A 25134-nucleotide genomic window follows, 5' to 3' on the forward strand; every position below is an offset into this window, starting at 1 on the left:
TAGGTTACCCCGGGCTCGCATTGAGCCAGGCTTGCGGGGCTTTCCAAGTTCGACACCAGTCAAAAACCTCGCTAGCAGGCATGGGTTTGGCGATTGCAAAGCCTTGCCCATTGGGACAACCCATTTCAATTAAGGTTGTGCCCGCCTCTATTGTTTCGATACCTTCAGCGATAACTTGCCTTTTAAAAATTCGCGCGAGCTCAATAATCGCTCGAACAATATCTGCGTTTTTTTCACTCAGTCCATCGTTCAAGACAAAATCTTGATCAATCTTTATCGTGTCGAAGGGGATTTTCCTTAAGTAGGTCAACGAAGAGTAGCCTGAACCAAAGTCATCCACAGAGAATGTAAAGCCCATCTCGCGCAATGACTCGATCACTGTTACGGTATCGTTGATCTTAAGCAGTTCGTCCGTCTCTAATAATTCAAACTCGATATTGCAAGGTTTCACCTCTGGAACCCTTGCGAGCTCTTGACCGATAAACTGATAAAAACTGTCGTGCAGCTGATTGATGTAAACGTTGAGACTGACCAAAGGCCTGAAACCCTCTTTAGCCCACAGAACGCTTTGGGCGAAGACCATTTTTATCAAATGTTCTGTGAATGCAGTCTTGGCTGAACTTTCTGTCAGTGCAGGCAGAAACTCCAGCGGTTGCAATAAACCTCTAGTAGGGTGTTGCCATCTCGCCAGTGCTTCCAGTCCGATCAATTTGCCGGTCTTGAGGTTGACTTTAGGTTGATACTCAACGTGAAACTCTTCTCGCACCAGGCCACTGACGATATCTTCCAACGCACCAAGCCGCATTTTTATTGCTCGATCGCGGTCTGGATTAAAAATCTTATACCTGCCCTTGCCACTCTGTTTAGCCTCAATCATGGCTTGATGGGCTTGGCGAATCAACATCTCGGAATTCTTGGGTTGATCACTCGTGTAAAAACGAACGCCAATGCTTGCCGTTACTTGAATGCTGCGCTCGCCCAGTTGTACAGGTATGGAGATATTTTGAAGGATGCGATCAATGATCTCAGAACAAAGGGAACCACTCGACCCAGTTGAAAGAAACCCAATGAAATTGTCGCTTTCCAGTCGAGCGACACAATCGATATCTCCGACCGAGGCACTGAGTGTCGCGGCCACCGACGTAATAAGCTGGTCGCCAATTTCTTGCCCGTAAACTTGATTAATGTTCGAGAAATCGTCCAGATCAATATAGAGAATCACTGTCCCAAGTGACGAACGATCGCAGTGGATGATCTCTTGATTTAAGCGTTCAGTAAATAGTAAGCGATTAGGTAAGTTGGTCAAGGCGTCGTAGTGCATCATTTTGACCAACTGATTTTCTGTCACCTTAAGCGCCGTGATATCGGTAAAGATGCCAGCAAAATACGTTGCGCCTGACAACTGCACTCTACAGATCGAGAGAAAGCTCGCCAAAGTGGTACCGTCTTTTTTTCGCGTCCAGACTTCACCTTGAAAATAGCCGGTCGAGCGCAAATCCTTTTCAATCTGAATCAGAATTTTTCGATTTTGCTTACCCGCATGCAAAGTCAGGGGACTCTGTCCAATGACTTCCTCAGGGCGATAACCCATGATCTGATTAAATGCGGCATTAACCTCAGATATCTTGCCCTGCTCGTTTACGATCACGACCGCTTGTTGCGATCTTAAATAAATCTGACTGATCAACCGAAGCCGATTGGTCAACGCCCATTCAATGGTGACGTCTCGCGATATGGAAGATATCCCCAACAACTGCCCATCACCACTACGAATTGGTGAAAACGACGCAGAGATATAGAGTGGCTCACCGTTCTTGTGTTGACGGATGGACCTGAAGTGGCTGACTGTCTTGCCATCAGCAATCTTTTTTAGAATTTCATTTTCTTCTGCCACCCTATCAGATGGATACAAGGCAAGCATATTTGCACCGATCATTTCATGAGCCGTGTAGCCGAATATTTTTTCAGCACCTTGATTCCATGTCAGGATCACACCAGTTAAGGTCTTGGTGATAATGGCGTCGTCTGAATGATCAATCACGCTCTGGTAATAAGCGACGTTAGCCGCTAACGTATCCGCCTGAAACGTAGCAAGTCCAACTGCCATCTTGCCACTGGTGTCATCTGACATCGAACGCCTTCTACATTATGTGAATGCTGAGTGCTTGTAGCTGCCGTGTTACCGACAGGACTTGCCTGCATCGCTAATTACCAGTGCTTGGCTTGAATATACATCGTCAAGGTGTATTCGCGGCTGTTTATCTGTTTACGAACAGACAAATGAAAAATAGACGAGTAGCGTTAGATCAAACGCGACGTTTGACGCGCAAAAGTATCTTTGATAAGTCTGAAAGGACAAGCCTGCTATGCGAACGCTTTCAAAGCTAGGGCTCACACGAAATGTCCGCTTAATTTTAAGCGGTGGCTTTGTGATCGGCATCGTCTTGCTGATGAATGCCACGTTTCTGATTTACGTCTTGAGAGAAAGTGCAATCCGCGACAGATCACAACAAGTCGTCAACTTAGCAACATTGCTGGCTCAGCAAGCTTCGCAGTCAATGCTCTCAACCAATACGGTTCTGGACAGAATCGTCGATGTCCTTCAGTCTGAGAAGATTGATACAGACGAAAAATTCAGAGATTACGGAAAAAAAGAGTCCACTTTCAAACTCTTGTATGAGAGAGCCCAATCCAATCCACTGATCGATGTTGTCAGTCTTTTGGACAACACTGGCAACGTCCTCAACTTCTCGCGGTCCTTCCCTGCCCCCATGATCAACCTCAAAGATCGTGATTATTTCGAGTGGATGTTGTCGACAGATAGCAAAGCAACGTATTACGGTGCTCCGGTCCAAAACAAAGGTAACGGCAATTGGGTTTTCTATTTCGCGAGACGACTCAACGATCAGAATAATCATTTTATGGGCGCCCTGCTGGTAGGCGTATCGGTGCAGGTTTTCTCTGGTTTTTACGAAAGCACCGGGAAAAATCTCGGTCCAGGTTCCTCTTTAAGCTTATACCGAGAAGATCACACACTCTTCACCCGCTGGCCGTTGGATCCTGAATTGATTGGGCAACACAACACCGGTGACATTATCCGTCAATCGCTTGAACACGTGCAGCTAGACGGAGGAGCTCTGCTCACTAAAGAACGAGCTTTTAATTTCAATGATGAGATGATTGATCGTATGGTGTCGTTTAAAAGGGTGGATGGATTCCCTTTCGTCGTCGGTGTGACACTCACCAAGTCACTATATTTAAAAAGCTGGACAGAGACCTACTGGACAGTTTTGTCTTCTTCTATAGTCAGTCTCGTACTGCTACTCGGTGGCATGATATTACTCATTCAAGCTCAACAAAGAAACAGAAGAGCTCAGCTCGCAATCAATCGAGACAGTTTGACCGAGTTGCCTAATCGAGTCATCTTTGTTGAAGAACTTCAAGAGGCTATGGTCAACGCCCGTCAGAGTAAAACAGTTGTAGCGGTCGCATTTATCGATATCGATTTTTTTAAAGGTACAAACGATACCTATGGTCATGAGACGGGCGATTTACTGTTAATCGAAATCGCTAAACGGATTAAGCAATGCCTTCGCGACACTGATTTCGTTGGGCGAATAGGTGGCGACGAGTTTGTCGTGCTTATCCAAAATATCTCAAATATCGACGCCGCCAGACATCTTTGCGAAAAGATCAGGCTCGCTATCAACCAACCCTTTTACGCTGACGATAAGATATTGTTGCCAGCCGTCAGCATCGGGCTTGCTGTCTACCCAGATCATGGAGAAGATGAAGCTAAGCTTCTCGGGAAAGCCGATCGGGCAATGTACATGGCTAAAAAGGCTGGTCGCAACCGTGTCGTGGTGTCAGTGTTGCCATCAGTTTAATCGCCCTGAAACGCACCTGCCCTGCATGTCAGGACCAGGGTATCGCGATAGCCGCCTTGTGCTGTAGGTTGTATGGGGGTCGTCTCATGAATGACTTTAGCATCGTCCAATAGCAATAATGACCACGGCTCTGTGAGCGTAAACCGCTGACCAGAGCTGCCATGAGCATCGAATACTCGGGTCTCACCCCCTTTGATATTTTGCCGATCAACCATAAACACACCGACTAAATCTACCCCATCTCGATGGGCACCTTCAGGCGTAGGCCTACCGATACCATTTTGTGTGTCAATTCGAAATTGATGTGCCTCAATACACCAGGGAACGTCAAGCTGTTTGGACGGATCAACCAAACACAGGTCCGAAGCTGTTTGCGCAAAGGCGGACAGCAAATCGACCCAGACCTGCTGTTCGATCGTTTGGCTGGTAATCGGGTCGAACCATCGTTTCATGCCACCATGCAAAGCGTTGTAATCCAAAGACTGCCAGTGCGCTCTTGCTGGAGCCAGGCGCAGCTGACCCTGATCAAAAATAAAACACGAGTGTCTCCGCGACCGATAATGGCCTCCATCTTTTAAGTATGCGTCCTTAGGCATACCGACCCAATCGGCAGACAGCGCGTGCAAATGTTCAGACGAGCATCCTGCCCACTGGACCACCGTTTTAGCGCTGAGAACCGCATACCCTTGGTTGCGAAGTTGAGGTAAAAGATCCTCTAGCGAGGTAGTCGAAGGTAAATAGTCAAGCATGTTTTCATCCCTTATGCCTCGATAATAACCTTGAGTGCATTGGTTTTCGCTGCTTGACCAAACGTCTCATAGGCTTCGACGATCTGATCCAACTTAAAATGATGGGTGATTAGCCGCTTGGGATCAACTTTTTCAGCCTGTACGGCTTTTAGTAACATCGGGGTCGTCACGGTATCTACCAGCCGAGTCGTAATCGTGACGTTTCTGTCCCAGAGCTTTTCGAGATGCAAATCGACTTTGGTGCCGTGGACGCCGATATTTGCAAGATGACCACCCACCGCCACAATCTCTTGGCACTGCAAGAAACTTGCTGGGACACCGACAGCTTCAATGGCTGTATCCACTCCGCGACCGTCCGTAAGTTTCATTACCTTCTCTGTCGCTGTGCCATCCGTACTATTAATGACGTCGGTTGCGCCAAAGCGCTTAGCAGTTGCCAGCCGATAGTCATTTAAGTCGATCATGATTATTTTTGCTGGTGAATAAAACTGGGCGGTGAGTAAAGCAGCTAATCCAATTGGACCAGAGCCAACGATAGCGACAGTGGACCCAGGCTGAACTTTGCCATTCAGCACCCCCGCCTCAAAGCCTGTAGGCAAAATATCGCTCAGCATGACCAATGCTTCTTCATCTGTCCCCACAGGGATGTGATAAAGACTTGTATCTGCATAAGGAATTCGCACGTATTCCGCCTGCGTGCCATCGATCGTATTGCCCAGAATCCAGCCACCTGTCGTGCAATGTGAATACATGCCTTTTCGACAGTGTTCACATTTCCCGCAAGATGAGATACAAGAAATGATGACATGATCACCTGGCTGAAAAGCTAAGACTGCTGTGCCCACTTGCTCAATGACTCCAACGCCTTCGTGCCCCAAGATACAACCAGGCGTGCAGGTTGGAACGTCGCCTTTAAGAATGTGCAAATCTGAGCCGCAGATAGTGGTCTTTAATATTTTCACGACGGCGTCAGTTGCTGCGGCGATGACCGGTTTAGGGTGTTCTTCAAGCGCCATTTTTCCGGGCCCTTTGTAAACGAGTGCTTTCATGATTTCATCCTCGAGATGGTTCTGCACGAAGGTATAAAGAACTTGTGCTTAAGCACTCAATGTAGCTAGCTGCGCTAGCTGCGTCGGTATGGCAGCGCACATTCGCCATTATTTTTTATGTGCGCTACCAGACTGATGACCTGAGAAAGACGCCATAAAGTGAGGTGTCGGCTGTTTTCCGCTCTCAACCCAAGAGGTCACCTTATGAGCATTCAACTAAAAAAATCAGTAAAAAAGTATGTCAGCACATTGATTATTTTGTCGTGCAGCGCCGCTCTGTTGAGCGCTAGCTGTTTTGCCGAGGAAAAAAAAGAAAAAGGAACTGTTGCCTCTGAGGGGGTTAGCAAAGAAATTGTGCAGCTCAATAAAAATAATCTGGAGGATCTGCACAAAAAGCTCAATCTTCAGCCAACACAAACCGATGCCTGGAAAAGATGGTCAGATAAATTAACGGTTGATGTCAAAGAGCAGTTTAGTGATGACGTCAAATTAAATAAGCATTGGTCAGACAGAGTCTCTACAGAATTAACGACACCTGAAAAGATTGCCCATCAACAAACTCATTTGAAGTTTCATGTTGCCCGGATGCAACGTCAGCTCGACAGGCTTGAAGAGGCAAGAGTAAACACGTTGGCGTTTTATGGAACCTTGTCCAAGGATCAACAGACCATTTTTGACCTGTTTTGGAGCAATACGGCCTTTGTCCATGAACACATGCACGGATCTGACGACTTTGGTCAATAACCTAAAGGGCTAATCATGAACGCGATAAAAACAAATGAAGTGACGATTCTTGCGATTGCTGTCATCGCAATCGGTCTCACTTTCTCTACCATCGCTCAGGGGCGAGACTCTGGCGGCGATGGACGTGGCAATGCCGTAAACCACAATTCTGGCGTCAATCACAGTGGCGGGGAGGCACGCAACGGCGGCGTTAACCGTGGGGGCAATGAATACCGTGGGGGTAACGACTACCGCGGTGGCAACTATCGTGGAGGCTATCAACGCGGTGGTAATCAACACGGCGGCTACGGCGATGGAGTTGGTGTTGGCCTAGGCATCGGCATTGTCACTGGGGCTGTTCTGGGGGCAGCAATTGCCGAGCCTTACTACCCTTACTATTACAACAATCCTTACTACTACAACAATCCGGTCTACTACAACGCTCCTTACTACTGCCCACCAGGTGCGATTCCCTCACCTGGATGTCTACCTGGGCCCGGTGGTTAGTGCTGGTTGCCAGACTTTGTCGTTTGATTAAACGCCTGCCTTCTCAATCTCGGCGTATGCATGACTCAGCCACATCTTTACCCGCTGACGATCCATCAAACCTAGCCCGGTTTCGCTGGCGGCTGAGTGTTGTGCTGACCAAAAACTGCTGTTATATCGATCGATTTTTTGTGCGGCAGCGTCATGTAAATGCTTGATTGTCATGACTTTCGCTCCGAACGCTTTAGCTCGCTCTAACTCGCCCGATTTTTCAAGGGTACTGAAATCGTCACCGCGCAATTGATTCAAAACCAAGACATGATTAATGCGATTACTGAAGCGATCCAACAAGCGTGTCAGCAAGTCCACTGAATCCCGACCTGAATCCATGACGTGCCAGTAATTAAGCGAAAACCCACCTTCGTCCGCCATCGCCAGCACACCCGACTCTTCCATCCAATCGACTAGTGGCTGATGGGTCTGCGCGGCTAAGTCAACCAGAACCCGCCAGCCTGGATGTTCGACAGCCGCTTCAATGATGTGATCGAGCGCCTCATAACGATCAATCAAAACAGGCGATGCATAATCACTGTAAAAACGCAGCAGGGCTCCGTGAGACCGATCGGTATCAAACCCGACAAACGGCATTCTGCGATCAATCAGAAACTGCGAAAGCAGTCGGGCTACCATCGACTTACCGACCCCGCCTTTTTCGCCGCCGATAAAGTGGATTTTTGACTTAGCGAGCTGACTTTGAGGCATATTCATTTTTTGAAGAATCGATCAGTTAGGTTGAGCGGATTGTACGTGCTAGCGCTCGATCTCAGGATGTTTTTTTGAGTCGCCACTTGTTAACAATTAGCTCAAACCAAGCTTAAACTCCCTCAACTTTACGCTGCAATAGGGGTTCGGATTAAATAATCGAAGGCGCTTAAGGCTGCCTTCGAGCCCTCGCCTGCAGCAATAACGATTTGCTTGTAAGGGACAGTTGTGCAATCCCCTGCAGCAAAAACACCCGGCTGATTAGTATGACCTTTTGCGTCAATCACGATCTCGCCAAACTTACTGAGTTCGATTGTTCCTTTCAGAAACTCAGTGTTAGGGATCAAACCAATCTGAACAAATACCCCGGCGAGGTCAATGTGGTGCTCAAAGCCGGTTGCGCGGTCTTTGAAGCTGATCCCATTTACTTTGCTACCGTCACCAGTGATTTCTGTCGTCTGCGCATTGGTGTGCACCGTCACGTTAGGCAAACTGTGTAATTTGTTCACCAACACCGCATCAGCTTTGAGTTGTTCTGCAAACTCAATTACTGTGACGTGCTCGACAAGACCGGCTAAGTCGATCGCCGCCTCAACACCTGAATTACCACCACCGATCACCGCCGTGCGTTTGCCCTTAAACAAAGGCCCATCGCAATGGGGGCAGTAAGCCACGCCTTTATTTTTATATTGTTGCTCACCCGGTACGTTCACATTGCGCCAGCGTGCTCCAGTAGATAAGAGCACTGTCCGCGCTTTTAATCTGCCGCCGTTTTCCATCTGAACCTCGATTAAATCACCGGGTTCGGCAGCCGGGATCACCTTAGTGGCAATCTGCAGATTCATGATGTCTACGTTGTAATGACGAACCTGTGCTTCGAGCGCGGCTGCGAACTTAGGCCCATCTGTCTCGAGCACTGAAATGTAGTTTTCAATTGCCATCGTATCGTTAGTCTGGCCGCCGAAGCGCTCCGCAGCGACACCAACCCGAATTCCCTTACGGGCAGCATAGACAGCCGCCGCAGCACCAGCAGGTCCACCACCCACGATCAAGACATCAAAGGGTTCTTTTGCATCAAGCTTGCTGGCTTCCCGGGCGCTTGCGTTCGTATCTAATTTGGCTACTATTTCTTCGACATTCATCCGGCCAGAGCCGAACACTTGTCCATTCAGAAATACCATGGGCACTGCCATAATTTCGCGGTCATTAACTTCTTGCTGAAAGGCACCGCCTTCAATGACTACGGTTTTTACCTTGGGATTGAAGATGGCCATCAAGGAAAGCGCTTGCACAACATCCGGGCAGTTGTGGCAACTGAGCGACATGTAAACCTCGAAATTAAAGTCACCGTCGAGCGCCTTGATTGCCTCAAGCACATCCTGTTCTACTTTCGGCGGATGTCCACCGGTCCAAAGCAGGGCCAAAACCAGAGACGTGAATTCATGTCCGAGCGGCAAGCCTGCAAAACGAACCCCTGTGGTTTCGCCGTCGCGTGCGACGACAAAGGAAGGTTTGCGGCTATCGGTACCCGTTGTATCGAGCCCTACCTTGTCTGACAAGCTAACGATAGTCTCTAACAAACTGCGCATCTCTGTGCCCGTTTCACTGTTGTCAAGCGTAGCGATCAGACGAATAGGCTGGCGCAGCATGGCCAGATAAGTCTGTAACTGGGATTTGAGGGTGTCGTCGAGCATGATGGTTCCTTAGTAAAGGTGCAATTGTCCAGGGCTGAGCGCAATTGCGTTCAGCCGTCGCAGTCAGTTTTAGAGTGGGATTGTTGTTTGAGGGAAAAGCACACGGTCGCAGATAGCTGCCAGATGCTTTTCGCTCAAAGCCCTGCCGAGCAGGGCATCGAACCAAAACTTAGATCTTGCCGACCAGATCAAGCGAAGGTGTCAGCGTTTTGGCGCCTTCGTTCCACTTAGCTGGGCACACTTCGCCTGGATGAGCCGCGGTGTATTGAGCAGCCTTCAGCTTACGCACTGTTTCTTTGACATCACGTGCGATTTCATTCGAATGGATTTCGAGCGTCTTGATCATCAGCTCAGGATTAATGATGAAAGTACCGCGATAGGCAAGGCCTTCTTCAGGGATGTACACGCCGAAAGCGTTCGACAACGCATGCGTTGGATCACCGACTAATGGAAACTTGGCTTTGCCGACGGCTGGAGAAGTTTCGTGCCAGACTTTATGCGAAAAATGCGTGTCAGTCGTGACGATGTAAACCTCTGCACCCGCTTTTTGAAACTCAGCGTAGTTTTCAGCTGCATCTTCGATTTCAGTCGGACAATTGAAGGTGAAAGCTGCAGGCATGAATATCAGGACGGACCACTTGCCTTTCAGGTTAGCTTCGGTCACTTCAATGAATTTGCCGTTATGGAAAGCTTGAGCTTTGAATGGCTGGACTTGGGTATTGATCAGGGACATGCTGTTTCCTTGGGGGGTTGATAAAAAAAAACAATCGGTACAACGAAACTGGTAGATGTAATCATAATCGTTATCGGTATTAACGCTAATTGTTTGTTTTAATCAATGCGATTGAACAAACCTATCTTAAGTGCACAAAGTGAGTAGCAATGTTGTTGCTTACTTGGATAACCGTGTACGATTTACGCAAATATAACTGGCAGGCATATGACAATGAACTCCTTAAATCCTCATGATTCAGACACTTTGGCTCTGTCAGTCAGTCAAGCAAGTCTCGATAAAACTTTTGAGCAATATCCTCACGACGTCACGATCGCTTTCCAGACAGCAGCCAAATTGCGAGCAACCAGTCAGTTATCTTGCGACCCACTAACCGAATTTTGGCCCCCGATGAAGGTGAAGAGATAGATCATGCACTGGATGACTGCTGCTGAAATCGCAAAAGGCTATCGCAACAAAACATTTTCACCTGTTGAACTAACGAAAAGCCTTCTCGACAGAGTCGATGCCCTAAACCCCGCCTGCAACGCGTTTATCAGCGTCGATCACGAGGGCGCCATCGAATCAGCGCGCCAAGCGGAGCAAGCAATCTATGGGGGGCGCGCTTTGGGACCCCTGCATGGCGTCCCGTTGGGCATCAAAGACATCATTGACGTTGCAGGGCAAGCAACAACCTGCCACTCAAAGATACGCCTGGATCACTGTGCACACCAAGATGCGCAGGTGATTAGCAAACTTCGGGCAGCAGGTATGATTTTCATGGGAAAGCTGGCACTGCACGAGTTCGCGATTGGCGGACCAGCCTTTGATCTGCCATTCCCACCCGCCCGCAATCCATGGAACCTTGGGCATCATCCTGGCGGATCCTCTTCTGGCTCTGGTGCAGCCGTCGCAGCTGGTTTGTTGCCCCTGGCGCTCGGCACTGACACAGGCGGATCGATACGCAATCCAGCCGCTTGCTGCGGTATCGTAGGATTAAAAGCCACCTACGAATTAGTTTCACGACGAGGTGTGTTTACGTTATCGTCATCCATGGATCACGTTGGTCCCATGGCGCGTACTGTTGAAGACGCTGCCCTTCTGCTTAACGCGATGGCTGAGCCGCACGGTGATCAACAGCCGGTCGACTACGCCGCTGATTTAAGCCGCAGCATCAAGGGTCTTCGTGTTGGCTATGTCAGGCATTTTCACGAAACCGACGAAATTGCGCATCCTGAGGTGAGTTCGGCACTTGACGAGGCAGCCAAGGTTTTAAGCCACTTGGGTGCAACGGTCAGCGACGCTCGGCTACCAGCCTTAAGTCAATTTCTGACGGCACAGAAGTTTTTGATGCTGGCTGAATGCTGGTCAGTTCATGCTCAATGGCTGCGTGAGCGCCCTCAGGACTACGCACAAACGACGCGGCGCAAGTTGCTCCCTGGCGCCTTCTTGACCGCTGGCGAGTATGTGCAAGCCATGCAGATGAGACATCTTCTGATTGACGCGGTTGATCAGGCGTTTAAAGACTACGATGTTTTGCTGGTAGCAAATTCAATGGATCCCGCGTGCCGGATTGATGATGAGCCTGAAATCGTCCGCACCTACACACGCCAGGCTCGTATGCCTTTTAATCTGACAGGTCACCCAGCCATTGCACTGATGGCCGGGCAAGCATCAAATGGCTTACCGCTCTCCCTGCAACTCGTGGGCAAATGCTATGACGAGTCGAGCTTGCTTCGGGTCGCTGCCGCTTACGAGCGAGCCACGCCCTGGCACCTGCTGCATCCGGAATTGTGAATCATTTCCTGACAAGAGTGTGCTCTCCTTGCTAACGAGCCTGACACAGGATCTATAGCAAAGTGAGTCTGTGAACCTTCGAGATCAGTAGGGCTTGTCGCCTGCAACGGTTACACGATGGCCGCTACGGGTGTTGGGCCAGTAATCCCACATCGCCCTGTGTTGTACGCATCGATTATCCCAAAATGCAATGGAGTTTTTTCGCCAGCGAAAGCGGCATTGAAACAAGGGATTTTCAATGTGCTCAAATAAGTAGCGTAAAACCCCTGCACTCTCATCTCTAGGTACGCCAATCAAGTGGCTCGTAAAGCCGCGATTGACATAAAGCGCCTTTCGTCCGGTAACAGGATGCGTTCTCACCACCGGGTGTTCGGCATGCGGATAGACTGGTTTATCGGCAACACCAAAATTTTTATAAGTCCCCCGATAGACTGGTTCGCCATCATGGAGCGCCTTCAAGCCCTCCAGGTAGCCCTTCATACGATCAGACAATGAGTCGTAAGCAGCATACATACTCGCAAAGAGCGTATCGCCACCGTGGGGTGGGCAAGTATGAATATGCAAAATACTGCCCATGGGTGGTATTTCATCGCAACTGACGTCGGTATGCCAGCCTTCGCCGTTCGCCCTACTTGAGTGCTCGTCAGCATGGATTTTCATGAGGGCTGGCAAGCCTTCAACGTGAGGCGCTGCCGGATGCAGGTGTAACTCGCCAAACAATTGACCAAACGCCAAGTGCTGTTCTTTTGATATGGTTTGGTCTCTGAAAAAAATGACCTGATTTTCAGCTAACGCACGATGAATCTCTTGCTGCTGTTGCTCCGAAAGTGGCTGGCTTAAATCCACATCTGATATCTCAGCGCCAATAACAGGCGTGAGTTTCTCAACGCGGAGTGTCTGATACGGACCGTGATCGATTTCGGTATGCCGATATCGTGGGCCATTGTTGCCTCTTAGTGACGTCGCATGCATGATTTGTCCCTGACTTAATTTTTATACTGTTTATTGCTACGTAAAGCCTTATTTTATGCAACTGTAGGGAAGTGCGGACAGGAAAGCAAACAGTTTAGACCTGGTACACATTTAGGTAAAATTTGACTGAGCATATGATGGTGCAATTAAAAATGTCCACGTCTTTTAGCTAGGTTGCCACTTAGATGAATGAAATCAAGCAGAATCCTCCGCTCACGCAAGCCTGTCTTGGTCAAGTTTTTTTGGTTGAAGACGACACAGACCTGCGCGATAGCATCCGCGAGATGCTTACTTTTGTAGGCTATCACGTGAGTGCCTATCCGAGCGCCAGCGTCTTTCTAGATGATTTTCATGCTGATTCACCAGCCGTTTTAGTAACCGATGTCCGAATGCCCGAAATGACCGGAGTCGAGCTGCAAGCTGAATTGATCCAACGGGGTATCAACATGCCGATCATTTTTATCAGTGGGCAGAGCACTATTAACCAATCCATTACCGCGATGAAACAAGGCGCTTTTGATTTTTTGACGAAACCCTTCCGTCGAGAGCAGTTACTCAGCGTCATTGCAAAAGCTATCGCCTATGAAAATGAGCGAATAACGGCAAGCCGTATACAAGCAGAGCTTGAAGTGAAGTTAGCAAGCCTCTCACCCAGAGAGCGACAGGTATTTAGCCTATTGGCAAAAGGCTACAGCAACTCAGAGCTGTCAGAAACGCTCGGCATTGCAATATCAACCGCAAAAGAATACAAAGCAGACATGATGTCCAAGCTAGGTTTGACCGGCTTGTCAGAGCTGATGGCGTTGAACGCCGTCATCGCCCAGGGATCAGGCAAACACGACGTTTGACTCAGCTACCCGTCAGACCTTAAGAGGCTCCGGGGAGAGTAAGCGATCCATAAACCCCAACCTAGTCAGACGGTAAAAGCTGCGCGATCATCTCTATCTCCAAACGTAAGATGAGATGAAGATGAAAATTAGCAAAGGCGTGCAGTTTTGGACCGAGCATTTAGCCGGTGTTAAGCGAGAAGGTCTGTCGTTGATGGCGTATGCAGGCAAACACGGCCTACGACTCAAAACGCTGTATCACTGGAGCAGTAAGTTAAAAAGGGCTGGCGGCGTCAAGCCCGGTTCAACCGATAGTCAGTTTGTGGCGCTGCGCGTGAGTCAAACGCCGCGAGTCAAGTCAGAGTCTGACTGTGTGCTGGTGGTGAACTCAACACTCAGACTCGAACTGCAATCGTTGCCCAGTACGCAATGGCTCGCGGCGCTTGCGCACAGTCTTCGGGGTGCGGGCTGATGCACCCGGGCGCGCAAATCGAGTTGGTGTATTTATGCCGCCAACCAGTCGACTTCAGAAAGTCGATTGATGGCCTAAGCGCTTTGGTTGAGCGAGAGTTATTGCTCAACCCGTTTGCTGGTGCGCTCTACGTGTTTGTGAATCGCACGCGTACGCGTATCAAAGTACTTTACTGGCATCGTAATGGTTTTTGCTTGTGGCTTAAGCGCCTTGAGGCAGAGAGATTTGCCTGGCCACAAGACTTGGCGAGTGATACGCTAACGCTCAGTTTGCAAGAGTTTGAGTGGCTGCTTGAGGGCTTTGATTTATGGAAAAATAAACCTCATAAATCATTGATTTTTACCTCTGTTTCATAGGAGGATTTGCTATAATAAGGCATGCAAATAACAGTCAAAAAGAGGTTCGATTTTAAAGAAGAAATCACTCTTCCTGAAGTAGTCTTACCGACTGTTTTACCTACCGATACAGCCTCACTCGTTGCACTCTTACACTCGGTTGTTGCGTCGCACAGAAGCGCCAACGAGATGCTGCATGGCTATCTCAATCAAGCTCAGGTGTGGGTCGCAGAAAGTAAAGCTCAGGTCGCTCAGGCTCAGGGCCGCGTTGACCGCCTGTTAGAACAAATCGCCTTAGCGCGTCGCCGTATGTTTGGCGCAAGCTCTGAGCAATCAGACGGTCAAGGTCACTTGTTTAACGAGGCTGAGGCCTTAGCGCTAGGTAGCACCGAAGAGCAAGACCTTGCTGTGATCCCCGAGGTTAAAGATCCCGCAACACCCAAAACCCCCGCAGACCGCACACCCCCTCGCGGCAAGCGCGCGCCGCTGCCGACTGAGCTCGAGCGCGTTGAGGTCTTGCACGACGTGCCCGAGTCAGAGCGCCTTTGCCCCTGTGGCACACCGATGGTAGTCATTGGCCAAGACGTCAGCGAACAGCTCGATATCGTCCCGATGCAGATCCGCGTTCTGCGCCACGTTCGTATGCGTTATGGCTGCCCCGATAGTGCACACCCACCCGTTACCGCTAAGCTGCCCCCGCAGCCCTTGCCTAAAAGTAACGCCAGTGCTGACTTCTTGGCCATGATGCTCACAGTCAAGTACGTGGATGGCTTACCGCTGACGCGCTTCTCAAAAGTGCTTGATCGTCATAACGCGCCAGTGCCACCTCAGACGCTTGCGCGTTGGGCGATTGGCGCCGGCCAATTGATCCTACCCCTGCTGAATCTGGCGCGCGACGCCTTGTTTGAGGGCAGCTTGCTTCACATTGATGAAACCGTCGTGCAGGTTCTTAAAGAAAAAGACAAGGCGCCCACGTCTACAAGTTATATGTGGGTGCAGACCGGGGGGCCACCGGGCAAGCCCGTCGTGATCTTTGATTACGATCCGAGCCGCAGTGCAGAGGTACCCGTGCGCCTGTTGCACGACTATCGTGGTTATTTAATGGCCGATGGCTATACGGGCTACAACAAACTGGCCAAGACCGATGGCATTGAGCGCATGGCTTGCTGGGCGCATGCGAGGCGTAGGTTTGTTGAAGCCTCGCGCGTGCAGCCAAAAGGCAAGCGTGGCTTGGCTAATGAAGCCATAGGTCTGATCGGTGTGCTTTATGGCATTGAGCGGGACTGTAAGAAAGAGAAAGCGACTGACCAAGAACGGTACTTGGCGCGCCAAGAGCGAAGCGTGCCAGCGCTCGCTGCGCTTTACGCTTGGATGCAAAGAACGCTGCCTCAGGTCACACCTAAAAGTGCGCTAGGCACAGCGCTCTCCTATATGCGTGATCAATGGAGCATGCTCGTGCGTTACCCTGAGCGGGGAGATCTGCCCATCGACAACAACCGTTGCGAGAATGCGATCAGGCCCTTCGTGCTCGGGCGCAAAGCGTGGCTCTTTAGCGATACGGTTGCGGGTGCCAAAGCCAGTGCGGTGATTTATTCGTTAATTGAAACAGCTAAAGCCAATGGGCTTGAACCCTATCACTGGTTACGTCAGGTGTTGCGTGAGTTGCCCGCGGCTAAAACCGTTGAGGCGATCGAGGCACTCTTACCTTGGAATGTGAAAGCGGCATTATCAACGAAACCAATGACCGAAACGATAGTCGAACTCGAAGCTCAGGTTTGATGCGTCATCGCCGTTAAGTGCCGCTGATGTAAAACCCTGGCGAAAGACCGACCTCTGGGGTTTATGGATCGCTTACCGGGGAGACTCTTCGCGGTAGCGACATCAGTCACACCCAGCGATCGTCGGGTATACAACGATGAAGATTTGCCCCAAACTATCACCAAGCGTTTTATATTTTTCTTTAGATTGACTGAAAATATTCAGGTTGGTTCGGCTGTTTATTTGCTTGTCTGCACTGATCCTACATGTTGCGTTTTTTGAATATCGTTGTTCTTGCACCAGAACTAATCGGTTCTCAAATCATTGAGCTGCTTAAAAAATGTAACAGCGAGCTCAATTATTACAGCGCCCCATCCCTCGTCGCTCTAGAAAAATACGATGCTACTTTTTTAAAAAAGAGCAGATTAATCGCATGCGCCTCAGCCGAAATCGTCCCGAAAAACATACTTGATAAATTTGGATTCGGATGCATCAATGTGCACCTAGGTCCTCCCAGCCTGCCAGGCTGGCAACCAGCTGCGTTTGCTTTATATGATGCCGTATTGAAGTACGGGATCACCATGCACTACATGGTAGAAAAGGTTGATGCTGGAGAAATCATTGCTATAGAAAGTTTTCAACTTCATAAAGACCACGACTACGAGTCGCTTGTGAGTTGCTTGTCTGCGTGTGCCATGCGGTTGCTAGCCCGTATGGCTCACGATTTGACTCAGGCAGACAGGATGGCTCCTTTGCCTATCGCTTGGGGCCCGAGAAAGACTACTCGCGAGCTGTTCCGACAGTACTGTCAAATAGATCTATTAATAGAGAAAAATGAGCTCGAGCGGCGCGTGCTCGCCTTTGGTCAAGGTGATGGTGATTCGAAACTTACCCTCATTGCAGATGAACAAAAATATTTTCTTGCTAAAAATCAAAAAGCACGAATTGGCAAATACTATAAAAAAATTCACGGCGTACTGTTTTACAGAGCTCAGACATAAATACTAGTTGCTTGGCTTCAGGTTGCCTAACACGACCTTAAAAGTTGCCCCGCCGAGCTCATTTCTGCTGAGACTGATGGTCCCATCGTGCCGATCAACAATATGCTTGGACAGCCAAAGTCCAATACCACTTTTGTTAGTTTTGGTTGTTTCAAAAATATCAAAGATTTTGTGCGATTGTGATTGATCAACGCCTGGCCCATTGTCCGATATGGTTACTGCGCAATGTTCTTTTTCTGAGCCAGATTCAATAATTATTTTTTTGTCGACTTTATCTGATCTTTCTAGTGCTTCTATTGCGTTCACCAGTAGATTTGAAAATACTTGCTGGATCAGACTCGCTTGCACGCTAATCTCTTCACCAAACTCTAGTTTGCACTCAAGTTCAATATTGGCCTGTTTTAGTCGCTTTTGGTAAAGCTCAACTGACGAAAAAATAATTTTATCGATCATTACCGAGTTCATTGTTTCGTCAGAGCTCATAAATAGCCCTTTTAAACTAGCGATCAATTCAGCTGCACTTTGATTGACTTTAATGATCCGATTGAGATTGTCGGCCACTGACTCCGGCTGGTGATGAGTTGCCAGCACCGCATTGGCTTGCTCAGCGTTAACTTGAATAACAGCTAAAAACTGATTTAATTCGTGTGCAAGGGCGGCAGATAGCGCTCCGCTATGAATTAATGTGGTGGTTTTGATCAGATGTTCAATTAGCGCTTCTTTCTCAATCAAGAGTTTAGCTAATTGTTGTTTGCTTTCTTCAGCCAAGATTGCGTGGCTCGAGTAGGTTTCCAACCAAAACATGCAAACGAGCGCATCGACAATAATACCGAGGCAAAGGCGACTCAAAGCGATCGTATCGCCGAGTTTCGTGTCTAACACGGTCAATTCGTGGGTGTGATACAGCTCGAGAAGCACTTGCAAGCCTAGGACAAAAACAATCAAACTGAAACAAAGTTGCAATCCCACGTAGGATATCAAGACATTCCTTAAATAAACGAGAAAATGACTCTTCTGTTTTTTTTGAAAATCAATAATTTCAAGACATACCCAAAGTGCGAAAAGGGTTGCAGATATATGCCTTAAGAACGTGGCCCAGGGCAAGAAGGAAGGTGCCGCTGTCGTCTCATAGACAAGAATCGTAAATCCCAGCACCACCGCCACGGCAATATGAGGCAAGTACTTTGTCTTGCCATTCAAAATTCTGAAAAATAATGCTTTAACAATCCACGCGAAGGTGATTGAGATTGCGCCATAGATAATTCCGGCTTGTACCCAAGGATGGCCAACTCGGTATGGCAGCGTCAGATCGGGGTATAGCCAGATACCTACGCATCTAAACCCGTAGAACAACGCTTGCGCGAGAAAACCAGCACCAAATAAATAAAACGGAAGTGTTCTGTGCTCTCGGTTCGTGCTGCTGAGCAAGATCCATAAAAAACTAAGCTGGATGAGTACGACCAGTAAGAAAAACTGTACGGTAAGGTTGGTCGAAAACATATTTTTTTGAAAGCACCGATGCTCAAAGTTGTATCGTGTCGTATCGTATCGTATCGTATCGTTAACTATAGATTAATCTTCAAAGTACAGGAACCAGAAATGAGAGAAACGTTTAACTTTCCAGCTGACTCTGGGGTGCCGCCACAAGTTGGCCCCTTTTCACACGCGACGCGTTGGGGAGACATGTTATTTGTGACGGGTCAGATGCCTACCGATCCCAGAACCGGCAAAATTGTTGCAGGCGGCTTGATCGAGCAATCATTGCAAGTCAAGAAAAACCTCGAGGCGGTAATCGCGCACTTTGGGTTGACGCTGGATGATTCGCTCATGGTAAGGGTATATCTGGAATCCTTCGACGACTACGACAAATTCAACGCCTGTTATCGCACCTGGTTCACCAAAGCCTTACCGAGCCGAACATGTGTTGGCGTGCATGGCCTGGCTGTTGGTGCCTTAGTTGAAATTGATTTGATTCTTGGCATACCGAAATAACGAAGTGTCACTGCTGGAGGCAACATGAGACAACAGACGATCAGAAAAGTACTCGCTATATCGATTTATTCTTTGGCATCTTGGCTTTTGAGTCCTTGCGTTGCTCAAGGTCAGGATTTTCCAACAAAACCGATTCGAATTATTGCTTCACAAAATCCAGGTGGCACTACTGACGCAACTGCACGTGCCTTCGCGGAGTATCTGACTCAAAAACTCGGCGTGTCTGTAACGGTCGAGAATCGACCTGGCGCAGGTGGCATGATTGCCGCTGAAGCTGTGGCGCACGCACCAGCAGATGGCTACACCTTGTTTGTTGGTTTGCATAGCCAGTTGGCTCAAGCCTCTGTCCTGTTTAAAAAACCTTTGATCAATCCAGATGCAGATCTAGTACCCGTCGCTGCAGTCACAGCTGGGGGCTTGCCAGCGGCTGTGCACACTGGGCTATGGGTAAAAAACGCGAAAGAGTTGGTTGAACTTTCTCGCCAGCGGCCTGTGAACGCGGGCAACTATAGTTTGGGATCGGGTTGGCATCTATTGCTCTCGCAACTTGCTAAAGAAACCGGCGGGCAATTTGTCGTGGTGAGCTACAAAGGCACACCTGCCATGTTTACGGACCTAGTGGGTAAGCAGACCGATGTCGCGACGGGTTCAGTGATCAGTATTGATCCCTTCATGCAGCGCGACGGTCTTCGAATGATCGCAATTATGTCGGATCGACGCAGTACTAAATATCCTGATGTACCGACTTGGGCTGAACAAGGTTTCACGAGCCCTGCTTTTACCAAACTACTCGAATACAACATGCTCTTGGCACCCGCCAGCACACCCAAAGAAATCGTCGACAAGATTTCCAGTACTGTAGCCGACGCGGCGAGTCAATCCAGAAGAATGATGGCCTTGTTGGAGATGATAGGATCAGATGATAACGTCTTGGTCGGCGAGCCACTAACAAAGATGATTAGCGAGGTCTGGCCCGTGTATCGACAGTTAACGACTGAACTAAAGTTGACACCCGAGTAACTTGTGACTGAATCCATCAGTGTTGAACAAAGCTTTGCATCCCATCAAGGCCTGAGCTCACAACAAAGCAGCCGTAGGTTGAAAGAAAAAGCCGACCCGGGAACAACATATGCCTTGGCATACTAATTGCTTGTCCGAAGAGAGATTGCAGTAAGCAAGTACACCCGGCATGGAGAAGGAAAAAGCAATGAATTTTGCAGCAAAACGGATCGAAACATTGTTATTCATCGGCTTACTCACGCTACTTGGTGGATCGGTGGCTTATGGTGAGGAGATATACCCCAGTAAACCGATCAAAGTAGTGGTGCCTTTTCCGCCCGGGGGTGCGACGGACATCCTCACTCGGGCCGTGACAGAGAAGCTGGCCGTAAGACTCGGACAACCTGTTGTGATCGAGAATAAGCCTGGTGGGGGTGCCAATATTGGAGCCTCAGCTGTTGCGCACGCGACGCCCGATGGTTACACCATACTAATGGGATCAATGGGTTCGCACTCGGCGGCGATCAGCTATTACAAAACGCTTACTTACAACTTACGAGCTGACCTCACGCCGATCTCCCGGGTGGGCACAATTGGCATTACCGTTTTGGTTAGCGCAGACAATCCAGCCAAGAATCTGGCTGAATTGATAAGCAACGTTCGCGCGCATCCTGGTGACTTCACCTGTGGGTCCTCTGGAACAGGCGGTCAGATTCACTTGACCTGTGAAATGTTTAAAACCGCCGCGAATCTCAACATTTTGCATATTCCCTATAAAGGCACGGCAATGTTGATCCCAGACCTGATCACAGGTCGAGTCAGCATGACGCTGGATAATATCCCGCCCTATTTACAACTCATCCAAACAGGCAAAGTGAAAGCGCTGGCTGTAACGATGCTTGAGCGCTCTCCTCTCTTGCCCGATGTGCCTACCTTGGCTGAGTCTGGGTTTCCCGGCTTTGATTCAGTAGCAGCCTATTCATTTTTTGTCCCAACGGGAACACCCAAACCAATTATTGATCGGCTGAATAAAGAAGTGAACGCGGTGCTGTTAGATCCCGAGCTTAAGTTAAAGATGCGAGAGCAAGGGATTGAGATCCAAGGATCCACGCCAGAGGCTGTTTCAGCGTATCTGGATAACGAAATCACTAAATGGGCAAAAGTGATTAAAGAGGGGAAGATTGCTCAAGAATGATCGAGCAATTAGATCTTCTTGCGCGGGGGTAGCCCTGTATGCTGGGTTAACACTCGGCCCGGCTTGACTGTACGCTTGCCCGCAGCCTCAGTGCTGTTTTTACGCCGAGTACTGGTGTAACTGCCATCGGTTTGCGGTTGATGAAAAGGGATTAGGTGTTTTTTACCATTACCGATGAGATCCGCGCGCCCCATTGCTTTCAGCGCCTCACGCAACAACGGCCAGTTGTTTGCATCGTGGTAGCGCAAAAACGCTTTATGCAGCCGACGACGCCGATCGCCGCGAACAATATCGACGGTCTCGCTTGTTCGAGTCACTCGACCGAGCGGGTTGCGCCCTGAGTGATACATTGCTGTGGCAGTGGCCATCGGGCTTGGGTAGAAAGTTTGCACTTGATCTGCTCTAAAGCCGTGGCTCTTGAGCCATACAGCCAAGTGCATCATGTCCTCATCACTGGTACCAGGATGAGCCGCAATAAAGTACGGCACCAAAAACTGCTTTTTACCGGCCTCTAAACTGAACTTATCAAACATCTGTTTGAACTTGTCGTAGCTGCCGATCCCGGGCTTCATCATCTTAGATAGTGGCCCCATCTCGGTGTGCTCGGGGGCGATCTTGAGATAACCGCCCACATGATGGGTGACGAGCTCGCGAATATATTCGGGCGACTTCACTGCCAGGTCATAGCGTAAGCCCGAGCCAATCAGAATCTTCTTCACACCTTTGAGCGCACGAGCCCGTCGATACATATGAATCAAAGAACTGTGATCGGTATTTAGGTTCTGGCAAACATCGGGGTACACGCAACTGGGCTTGCGACAGGCCGACTCAATTGCAGGTGTTTTGCAGCCGATGCGGTACATGTTGGCGGTGGGGCCGCCCAAATCTGAAATCACGCCTGTGAAACCAGGTACTTTGTCTCGGATGTCTTCGATTTCACGGATAACGGAGTCTTCGCTGCGACTTTGAATAATCCGCCCTTCGTGCTCAGTGATCGAGCAAAAGGTGCAGCCGCCAAAACAGCCTCGCATGATGTTGACGCTAAAACGAATCATCTCCCAGGCAGGGATCTTGGTCGTGCCGTCGTGGCCACCCTTTTCATCCGCGTAAGCGGGATGTGGACTGCGAGCATAAGGCAAATCAAAAACCAAATCCATCTCTGGGGTGGTGAGGGGAATCGGGGGTGGGTTAATCCACACATCTCGTGCTGTTCGTCCTTCACCATGCGCCTGCACGAGCGCGCGAGCGTTGCCGGGATTCGTTTCTAAATGAAGCACTCGGCTGGCATGAGCATATAAAACAGGGTCTGATTTCACTTGTTCGTAAGCAGGCAAGCGGATCACGCTTCGCTCGCGTGGAGGCACTTTAAGCTTGCCCTTTAACTGCAAAGCTGGATTAGGCGTAAAGACCAGAGGCGATTCGCCGGCTATTGCCTTGCGCTTTTTATCGCTCTTTTTGTTCGCGTCAGCGGCTACTTCGCGCGCCTCATCATTACGCGCACAGGTTTCACCGTTTTCGAGCGCTTGCTCGCTGATCATCAGATAAGGATTAACGTGAGCCTCTACCCTACCCGGTTCGTCAATACTCGTCGACGTTATCTCAAACCAGCCTTCGGGTGTCTCGCGACGCATGAAGGCAGTACCTCGAACGTCAGTGATTTGATGCACGGGCTCTTTAGCAGCCAGCCGGTGAGCAATTTCAACAACAGCCCTCTCGGCGTTGCCATACAACAGCAAATCACATTTGCTATCAATCACCACTGAGCGGCGAACCTTATCAGACCAGTAATCGTAATGCGCAATCCGTCTCAGTGACCCTTCGATTCCACCAAGCACAACCGGAACGTCTTTATAGGCTTCTTTGCAGCGTTGGGTATAGACAATTGCGGCTCGATCGGGTCGCCGACCACCGATATCCCCAGCGGTATAGGCATCATCACTACGCATTTTTCGATCGGCCGTATAACGGTTGATCATTGAATCCATATTGCCAGCCGTCACCCCAAAAAACAGATTCGGCTTACCCAAGACCTTGAAGGGATCAGCGCTTTGCCATTCTGGCTGCGCAATAATCCCGACTCGAAACCCTTGATTTTCAAGCATACGACCGATCACAGCCATGCCGAAGCTGGGGTGATCCACATAGGCGTCACCCGTCACAATAATGATGTCGCAACTATCCCAGCCAAGCTGAGTCATTTCGTCGCGACTCATCGGTAAGAAAGGTGCCACGCCAAAGCGCTCTGCCCAGAACTTGCGATAACTGCTCAGGGGTTTTGCGTTACGGGGGAAGAAGGAAACGTCGGTGTAGGTGGTCATAGCAGTCCGTAGACAGTATTGTACGGTACGTATTAACCACGAACAAACCTCGCAGGCTTGCGCGGCGGCTAATTGATCCATTAAAGTGCAGAATAATTTTCAATATGAGCGATTAAGCCCACATGGTCATCGGCAATGAGTGAACTCGCCCGAGCGGTATTCGGCTACGCCACGCTGATGGGCCTTGCCTGGTTGATCTCAGAAAACCGTAAAGCCATCCCTTGGCGTACGGTAATTGGAGGTGTCGTCTTACAGACCATACTCACCGTCATGTTTTTCAAGATTTCATTTTTGAAAACCACGATTGCCGGGCTAAATGATGTGATGCAAGGCCTGTTGATGGCCACTAAAAGTGGCACGAGTGCCGTGTTTGGCTATCTTGGTGGTGCACCCTCCCCGTTTGCATCGTCGGGTTCGGGATCTTCGTTCATTCTGGCGTTTCAGGCGCTCCCCATTGTTTTGCTGATGAGTGTGATCTCAGCGCTGTTATTTCACTGGGGTGTTCTGCCCCGACTCGTTAAACTATTTTCAGTTTTGCTTGAGAAGATCATGAACGTCAGTGGTAGCGTCGGCCTATCAACCGCAGCTAATGTTTTTCTTGGCATGGTCGAAGCGCCACTCCTTATCAAACCTTATCTCGACAAACTTTCTCGTGGTGAATTGTTTGCAGTCATGTCCGTAGGGATGTCCGGTGTCGCCGGTTCAGTGATGGCGCTCTACGCCGGTATCTTGTCAGAACAAGTCCCAGATGCGCTCGGGCACATTCTCATTGCCTCTTTTGTCAGTGCACCAGCCGCCTTGGCGTTCTCAGCACTGATGGTGCCGTCAGAGAAGGGCTCAAGCGAGTTGCCTGTCAATATCCAACAGGTCGACACGAATAGTTTCGACGCTATCGTCAGAGCGACCTCAGAGGGCTTGCAAACCATTTTGCAAATCGGCGCGACGCTGATTGTCTTTATCTCCCTCGTCACACTAGTCAACGAACTATTGAGTTGGTTAACAGTGGAAGAACATCCCGTCACCCTGCAAGGTATTTTGGGATACCTGATGGCCCCGCTTGCTTGGCTCATCGGCATCCCTTGGGATGAGTCGGTTATGGCTGGTTCCTTATTGGGAACCAAAACAGTTTTGAATGAGTTAGTGGCCTATATCGATATGGCCAATCTGCCCAGTGGTGCGCTTTCTGCGAAAAGCCAACTTATTTTGACTTATGCGATGTGTGGCTTTGCCAACTTGGGAAGCCTTGGAATTTTAATTGGCGGAATGACTGCGATGACACCCGTTCACCGTAAAAACATTCTGGATCTGGGCTTACGCACTATTGTCGCGGGGACGCTGGCCACGCTATCGTGTGGCTGCATTGTCAGTTATCTAATCCACTAAGTCGCAACGTCGAAAAGCAGCAA

The 25134-nt window shown here is 49.3% G+C and carries 22 protein-coding genes; 13 read left to right on the plus strand and 9 right to left on the minus strand.

Annotation, left to right across the window (positions count from 1 at the left end; all coding sequences use genetic code 11):
- Nucleotides 1-4: 4 nt before the first annotated feature.
- Nucleotides 5-2131, minus strand: coding sequence for a putative bifunctional diguanylate cyclase/phosphodiesterase (locus BCM14_RS11635; RefSeq protein WP_106228196.1), 2127 nt, complete (start codon nucleotides 2129-2131; stop codon nucleotides 5-7).
- 235 nt (nucleotides 2132-2366) lie between these two features.
- Between BCM14_RS11635 and BCM14_RS11640 the strand changes: the two genes are divergently transcribed.
- Nucleotides 2367-3887 (plus strand): sensor domain-containing diguanylate cyclase, encoded by a 1521-nt coding sequence (locus tag BCM14_RS11640; protein ID WP_106228197.1) that lies wholly within the window; start codon nucleotides 2367-2369, stop codon nucleotides 3885-3887.
- Here the strand turns inward: BCM14_RS11640 and BCM14_RS11645 are convergent.
- Together BCM14_RS11645 and BCM14_RS11650 are read right to left on the minus strand one after the other, a co-directional pair.
- A complete protein-coding gene (locus BCM14_RS11645) occupies nucleotides 3884-4636 on the minus strand; it encodes a 2OG-Fe dioxygenase family protein (protein WP_106228198.1) in 753 nt (250 codons plus the stop codon). The genes BCM14_RS11640 and BCM14_RS11645 overlap by 4 nt on opposite strands.
- Before the next feature lie 11 nt (nucleotides 4637-4647).
- Nucleotides 4648-5685, minus strand: coding sequence for a zinc-dependent alcohol dehydrogenase family protein (locus tag BCM14_RS11650; RefSeq protein ID WP_106228199.1), 1038 nt, complete (start codon nucleotides 5683-5685; stop codon nucleotides 4648-4650).
- A gap of 204 nt (nucleotides 5686-5889) precedes the next feature.
- Here BCM14_RS11650 and BCM14_RS11655 point away from each other — a divergent pair, with 204 nt between their 5' ends.
- Together BCM14_RS11655 and BCM14_RS11660 are read left to right on the plus strand one after the other, a co-directional pair.
- Nucleotides 5890-6429 carry a Spy/CpxP family protein refolding chaperone gene (locus BCM14_RS11655; protein WP_106228200.1) on the plus strand — a complete coding sequence of 180 codons (540 nt, stop codon included), beginning with the start codon at nucleotides 5890-5892 and terminating at the stop codon, nucleotides 6427-6429.
- 15 nt (nucleotides 6430-6444) lie between these two features.
- On the plus strand, nucleotides 6445-6915 hold the full coding sequence (locus BCM14_RS11660) for a hypothetical protein (protein ID WP_106228201.1): 471 nt from the start codon (nucleotides 6445-6447) through the stop codon (nucleotides 6913-6915).
- 27 nt (nucleotides 6916-6942) lie between these two features.
- Here BCM14_RS11660 and BCM14_RS11665 read toward each other — a convergent pair whose 3' ends face one another.
- From BCM14_RS11665 to ahpC, 3 genes are all read right to left on the minus strand, one after another.
- The gene (locus BCM14_RS11665; protein WP_259673577.1) at nucleotides 6943-7662 is read right to left on the minus strand and encodes a P-loop NTPase family protein; all 720 of its coding nucleotides are present in this window, start codon (nucleotides 7660-7662) and stop codon (nucleotides 6943-6945) included.
- Between the two features lie 122 nt (nucleotides 7663-7784).
- Nucleotides 7785-9350 (minus strand): alkyl hydroperoxide reductase subunit F, encoded by a 1566-nt coding sequence (ahpF, locus tag BCM14_RS11670; RefSeq protein ID WP_106228202.1) that lies wholly within the window; start codon nucleotides 9348-9350, stop codon nucleotides 7785-7787.
- A 169-nt stretch (nucleotides 9351-9519) separates the two neighbouring features.
- Nucleotides 9520-10083 (minus strand): alkyl hydroperoxide reductase subunit C, encoded by a 564-nt coding sequence (gene ahpC, locus BCM14_RS11675; protein WP_106228203.1) that lies wholly within the window; start codon nucleotides 10081-10083, stop codon nucleotides 9520-9522.
- 411 nt (nucleotides 10084-10494) lie between these two features.
- Here ahpC and BCM14_RS11685 point away from each other — a divergent pair, with 411 nt between their 5' ends.
- Nucleotides 10495-11859, plus strand: a complete 1365-nt coding sequence (locus tag BCM14_RS11685) for an amidase (protein WP_106228205.1) — start codon at nucleotides 10495-10497, stop codon at nucleotides 11857-11859.
- Between the two features lie 84 nt (nucleotides 11860-11943).
- On the opposite strand, the gene BCM14_RS11690 is transcribed toward BCM14_RS11685, so the two are convergent.
- Entirely contained in the window at nucleotides 11944-12831 is an 888-nt protein-coding gene (locus BCM14_RS11690) for a TauD/TfdA dioxygenase family protein (RefSeq protein ID WP_106228206.1), read from the minus strand.
- A 185-nt stretch (nucleotides 12832-13016) separates the two neighbouring features.
- On the opposite strand from BCM14_RS11690, the gene BCM14_RS11695 reads away from it, so the two are divergent.
- From BCM14_RS11695 to BCM14_RS11715, 5 genes are all read left to right on the plus strand, one after another.
- Nucleotides 13017-13679, plus strand: coding sequence for a response regulator transcription factor (locus tag BCM14_RS11695; RefSeq protein ID WP_106228207.1), 663 nt, complete (start codon nucleotides 13017-13019; stop codon nucleotides 13677-13679).
- A 121-nt stretch (nucleotides 13680-13800) separates the two neighbouring features.
- Entirely contained in the window at nucleotides 13801-14130 is a 330-nt protein-coding gene (tnpA, locus tag BCM14_RS11700) for an IS66 family insertion sequence element accessory protein TnpA (protein ID WP_146129765.1), read from the plus strand.
- Complete coding sequence (gene tnpB, locus BCM14_RS11705; RefSeq protein WP_106228209.1) at nucleotides 14130-14486, plus strand: IS66 family insertion sequence element accessory protein TnpB; 357 nt, start codon at nucleotides 14130-14132, stop codon at nucleotides 14484-14486. Before tnpA ends, tnpB begins: the two co-directional genes overlap by 1 nt.
- Nucleotides 14487-14654: 168 nt before the next feature.
- Complete coding sequence (gene tnpC, locus BCM14_RS11710; protein WP_259673595.1) at nucleotides 14655-16244, plus strand: IS66 family transposase; 1590 nt, start codon at nucleotides 14655-14657, stop codon at nucleotides 16242-16244.
- 245 nt (nucleotides 16245-16489) lie between these two features.
- On the plus strand, nucleotides 16490-17224 hold the full coding sequence (locus BCM14_RS11715; protein ID WP_106228210.1) for a formyltransferase family protein: 735 nt from the start codon (nucleotides 16490-16492) through the stop codon (nucleotides 17222-17224).
- Nucleotides 17225-17227: 3 nt separating this feature from the next.
- Here BCM14_RS11715 and BCM14_RS15330 read toward each other — a convergent pair whose 3' ends face one another.
- Nucleotides 17228-17992, minus strand: a complete 765-nt coding sequence (locus BCM14_RS15330) for a sensor histidine kinase (RefSeq protein WP_259673578.1) — start codon at nucleotides 17990-17992, stop codon at nucleotides 17228-17230.
- A gap of 831 nt (nucleotides 17993-18823) precedes the next feature.
- On the opposite strand from BCM14_RS15330, the gene BCM14_RS11725 reads away from it, so the two are divergent.
- From BCM14_RS11725 to BCM14_RS11735, 3 genes are all read left to right on the plus strand, one after another.
- Entirely contained in the window at nucleotides 18824-19216 is a 393-nt protein-coding gene (locus BCM14_RS11725; protein WP_106228304.1) for a RidA family protein, read from the plus strand.
- A gap of 24 nt (nucleotides 19217-19240) precedes the next feature.
- Nucleotides 19241-20236, plus strand: a complete 996-nt coding sequence (locus BCM14_RS11730; RefSeq protein ID WP_106228212.1) for a Bug family tripartite tricarboxylate transporter substrate binding protein — start codon at nucleotides 19241-19243, stop codon at nucleotides 20234-20236.
- 187 nt (nucleotides 20237-20423) lie between these two features.
- A complete protein-coding gene (locus tag BCM14_RS11735) occupies nucleotides 20424-21410 on the plus strand; it encodes a Bug family tripartite tricarboxylate transporter substrate binding protein (protein WP_259673579.1) in 987 nt (328 codons plus the stop codon).
- An 8-nt stretch (nucleotides 21411-21418) separates the two neighbouring features.
- Here the strand turns inward: BCM14_RS11735 and BCM14_RS11740 are convergent, their stop codons facing one another.
- Nucleotides 21419-23728 (minus strand): YgiQ family radical SAM protein, encoded by a 2310-nt coding sequence (locus tag BCM14_RS11740; protein WP_106228214.1) that lies wholly within the window; start codon nucleotides 23726-23728, stop codon nucleotides 21419-21421.
- 135 nt (nucleotides 23729-23863) lie between these two features.
- On the opposite strand from BCM14_RS11740, the gene BCM14_RS11745 reads away from it, so the two are divergent.
- Nucleotides 23864-25111: a NupC/NupG family nucleoside CNT transporter gene (locus BCM14_RS11745; RefSeq protein WP_106228215.1), complete on the plus strand. Its 1248-nt coding sequence runs from the start codon at nucleotides 23864-23866 to the stop codon at nucleotides 25109-25111.
- Nucleotides 25112-25134 lie beyond the last annotated feature (23 nt).

The organism is Jezberella montanilacus (genome assembly GCF_003003055.1).
Classification (GTDB): domain Bacteria; phylum Pseudomonadota; class Gammaproteobacteria; order Burkholderiales; family Burkholderiaceae_B; genus Zwartia; species Zwartia montanilacus.